The sequence below is a fragment of the Nesterenkonia flava genome, from assembly GCF_031432335.1.
Lineage (GTDB): Bacteria > Actinomycetota > Actinomycetes > Actinomycetales > Micrococcaceae > Nesterenkonia > Nesterenkonia flava.
The window spans coordinates 11,355-15,341 of sequence record NZ_JAVKGT010000030.1; the positions used below are offsets into that span (position 1 = coordinate 11,355).

At 65.6% G+C, this 3,987-nt stretch carries 2 protein-coding genes and 1 pseudogene; 1 reads left to right on the top strand and 2 read right to left on the bottom strand.

Annotated features, from left to right (window positions below; all coding sequences use genetic code 11):
- Positions 1 to 128: 128 nt before the first annotated feature.
- Positions 129 to 1,733: a malate synthase A gene (gene aceB, locus RH857_RS10770; RefSeq protein ID WP_310537977.1), complete on the bottom strand. Its 1,605-nt coding sequence runs from the start codon at positions 1,731 to 1,733 to the stop codon at positions 129 to 131.
- A gap of 62 nt (positions 1,734 to 1,795) precedes the next feature.
- On the opposite strand from aceB, the gene RH857_RS10775 reads away from it, so the two are divergent.
- Entirely contained in the window at positions 1,796 to 2,590 is a 795-nt protein-coding gene (locus tag RH857_RS10775; protein WP_310537978.1) for an IclR family transcriptional regulator, read from the top strand.
- Between the two features lie 38 nt (positions 2,591 to 2,628).
- Here RH857_RS10775 and RH857_RS10780 read toward each other — a convergent pair.
- A pseudogene (locus RH857_RS10780) lies at positions 2,629 to 3,938 on the bottom strand (DUF4032 domain-containing protein).
- Positions 3,939 to 3,987: the final 49 nt, after the last annotated feature.

Sequence of the window (3,987 nt, forward strand, 5' to 3'; positions counted from 1 at the left end):
TGAAGGCGAGCGTTAGCTCGCCGAGAGCGAGGCGGGGTTTCCCCGCCCGCGGAACGTATTCTTCAGGCGTGAAGGCGAGCGTTAGCTCGCCGAGAGCGAGGCGGGGTTTCCCCGCCCGCGGAACTCACTCAGTCCAGCAGCTCGTAAGCGGGCAGGGTGAGGAAGTCCTGGTACTGCTCGGAGTCGAGCACGAGCTTCTTGACCACCTCGGCTGCGGGCTCGAAGTACTTACTGAACGCCTCGGCGTCGGTGATCTCACCGCGCAGCCGTTCAACCTCTTCGCCCAGGAGCTTCTCCACCAGCTCGGCCGTGACCGTGGCGCCGGTGTCGGCGGTGACGGTGCCGTTGTGGATCTGCTGCCAGACCTGGGAGCGGGAGATCTCCGCGGTAGCGGCGTCCTCCATCAGGTTGTGGATGGCCACTGCGCCGTTGCCGGAAAGCCAGATGGCGGTGTAGTAGACGGCCACGTAGAGGTTCATGCGCACACCGGCTTCGGTGACGTCGCCCTCGGCTTCGCCAATATTGAGGAGATCCTCGGCGGTGACGCTGACGTCCTCCCGCTTACGGTCCACCTGGTTGGGCTTATCGCCGAGCACCTTGGTGAACTCCTCCGCACAGAGGTCGACCAGATCCGGATGGGCGACCCAGGAGCCGTCGAAGCCGTCGTTGGCTTCACGGGACTTGTCATCCCGGACCTTCTCAATGGCCTTGGCGGTCACCTCGGGCTCGCGGCGGTTGGGAATGAAGGCCGCCATGCCTCCCATGGCAAAGGCCTCCCGCTTGTGGCAGGTCTGCACCAGCAGCTCGGTGTAGGCGCGCATAAAGGGCTGCGTCATGGAGACCTGCGCGCGGTCAGGGAGCACGAAGTCCTTACCGGAGGCGCGGAAGTACTTGATGATGGAGAACAGGTAATCCCAGCGGCCCGCATTGAGGCCTGAGGCGTGATCGCGCAGCTCATAGAGGATCTCGTCCATGTGGAACGCTGCGGGAATGGTCTCGATGAGCACGGTGGCGCGCACGATGCCGTGGGGCAGGCCCAGCTTCTCCTCGGCAAAGGTGAAGATGTCGTTCCACAGCCGCGCTTCGAGGTAGTGCTCGAGCTTGGGCAGGTAGTAGAAGGGGCCCTCGCCCAGCTCGTGCAGCAGCTTGGCGTTGTGGAAGAAATGCAGGCCGAAGTCCACCAGCGCGCCCACCGCGGGGGCCCCGTCAATCTCAATGTGCTTCTCCGGCAGGTGCCAGCCGCGAGGACGGACGACGACGGTGGGGAGCTTGATGTCCTCGCGGAGCTTGTACTCCTTGCCCTCGGGTGAGGTGAAGGCCAGGGTGCGGCGAGCGCCCTCGTAGAGATTCTTCTGCGCATCGATCAGGTTGAACCAGCTGGGGGAGAGCGCATCCTCAAGGCAGGCCAGCCAGACCTTGGCCCCCGAGTTCAGCGCGTTGATGGCCATCTTGGCCGGCGCCGGCGGCCCGGTGATCTCCACGCGGCGGTCCTGAAGGCTGGCGGGCGCCTCGGCCACCGTCCAGTCGCCCTCGCGCACGTGCTGGGTCTCCGCGGGGAACTCCAGCTTGCCTGACTTGGCGGCCTCAGCCTGGGCAGTCACTCGATTCTCGAGCAGCTCGTTGCGGGTGCCTGCGAAGCGCTGGTGAAGCTCCTCCACGAACCCCAGAGCCTCATCGGTGAGGATGGTCTCGGATCCCGGAACCTCGTAGGGCTCTTTGGCGATGATGGTCATGAACGCTGCTCCTTTGCCTGCGTGGGGTAGGTACCTCAGTTCTATGTCATAGAATCCGCAGTATGAAAGAAGATGTCCGCAATGCGGACTCGCGGACCTCGGACGGCCCGCGTGATTCGCAGAAAGTCCAGGTCATTGAGCGTGCTTTCGGACTCCTGGAAACCCTGGTGAGCTTCCGGGGCAGCGCTACGGCTGGAGAGCTGAAGGAGGCAACGGGCCTGGCCGGTCCCACAGTGCATCGCCTTCTGCACACGCTGGTGGGCCTGGGAATGGTGCACCAGCTGCCCGACCGGCGCTACGCCCTGGGTGCCAATCTGGTGCCCTTAGGCGAGGGGGCAACGCGGCAGCTGGGAGGCCTGGCGGTTCCGCAGATGCAGTCCCTGGTCCGGGAGCTGGGCGAGAGCGTGAATATGGCAGCCATGGAGTCGGAGATGGTGGTCTACATCGCCCAGGCGCCCTCCCCGCACTCGATGCGGATGTTTACCGAGGTCGGACGCCGGGTCTACCTCCACTCCACCGGTGTGGGCAAGGCGATGCTGTCCACCATGGAGCCGAAGCGCGTGAGGGAGGTGCTGGCCTCAACAGGCATGCCCGCGATGACGCCGAAGACGCTCACCAAGCCCGAGGCCCTGGTGGAACAGCTGCCGGTGATCGCCGCGCAGGGCTACGCCATTGACGACGAAGAGCAGGAGCTGGGCGTGCGCTGTCTTGCCGTGCCGATTCCCAAAGGGCCCACCCGTATGGGTCTCTCAGTGTCCGGGCCCACGGCCCGCATGGACGATGCGTTCATCCGGCACGCGGTGCCGCTGATGAGCCGGACAGCCGGAGAGATCGGCCGCATGTTCAGTCGCCGATGAGCCCTCTGGCGGTGCCTGACCGAGGCCGAGGTGAGAGCCTACGACTCTGAGCCGGCGTCGTCGTTCTCCTGGCGGGTGGCGCTGAGCTCCATCTGATGCACCACGTCGGTGGGCGGGTTAACCATGAGCACCGCCTCATCCCGGAGGTTGCGCAGCTCCTCCTCGATGAACGTGGGCAGGGCCTCAGCCAGTTCCACGTCACGGCCCTCGCGCTCAGAGAGCTTCCAGCGGTGATCGATGAGCTGGTGCATGATCTCCGCCGGTTCGAGCTTGTCGCGCAGCTCGCGGGGGATCTGGGCGATGATGGGCTGGAAGACGTTCTGCGTCCACATATGCGCGGCTACGGCCTCGTCCCCGTGAGGATCGGTGGCCGCCCGGTAGGCATCGATGGCCCCGAGCAGGCGACGTGCCTGGTTCTCCTGCACGTCGAGGCCGGTGAGGTTCATCAGGCGGCGCTGGTGGTGGCCGGGGTCCACGACCTTGGGGCGCAGCAGCAGCTGTCCCTGGTCGGCCGCGGAGCGGATGTCGTACTCCTCCACGTCGAATCCCAGCTGGTTCAGCCGGCGAATGCGCTCTTCGATCAGCCACTGCTGGTCCGGGTTGAAGGCAGTGTCCCCGGTGAGCTCCTGCCAGAGGCCGCGGTAGGAGTCGATGAACTGGTGGGATGTGGCCACCGGGTCGACGTCCTCATCGACCATGCCGCCCTCCATCAGGTCCATGAGCTCGCCGGCGATGTTGACCTGGGCCACGTCCAGGTCGTATTCGCGCTGGCCGGAGGAGAGCTTGGGGTGGATCTCACCCGTCTCGGCGTCGACGAGGTAGGCGGCGAACTGCCCGGCGTCGCGTCGGAAGAGGGTGTTGGAGAGCGAGACGTCGCCCCAGTAGAAGCCCAGCAGATGAAGCTCCACCATGAGCAGTGCCTGGGCATCGATGAGGCGGACCAGCGTCTCCTTGCGCATCATCTGGTTGAACACTGCGCGGTATGGCAGCGAGAAGCGCAGGTGGCGGGTGACCAGTGCGGGCGAGAGTGGTTCGCCGTCCTCCGTGGTGCGTCCGGTCACCTCGGCGACGGGTTTGACGCAGGGGCCCCTAGCCGGCCCAACTGCCGCAGCATCCGGTACTCGTGGCGGGCAGCCCGTTCCGAAGTCTCCTTGATGGCGATGATCGAGCCGCCCAGATGCGCGAACCGCACGATATGGCGCGAGATGCCGCGGGGCAGGGCTGCAATCACGTCCTCGGGCCAGGACTCCAGGGGAAGATGCCACGGCAGGTCGAGCATCTCCTGGGGGATGGTGCCCGACGCCGTCAGGCTGAGGCCGGGGATGGGGTTTCCGCCTAGCGAGGTCATGCCAGAAGTGTAGTAGTTCTGCTCAGCTTTCCCGCCCGCGGAACTAGCT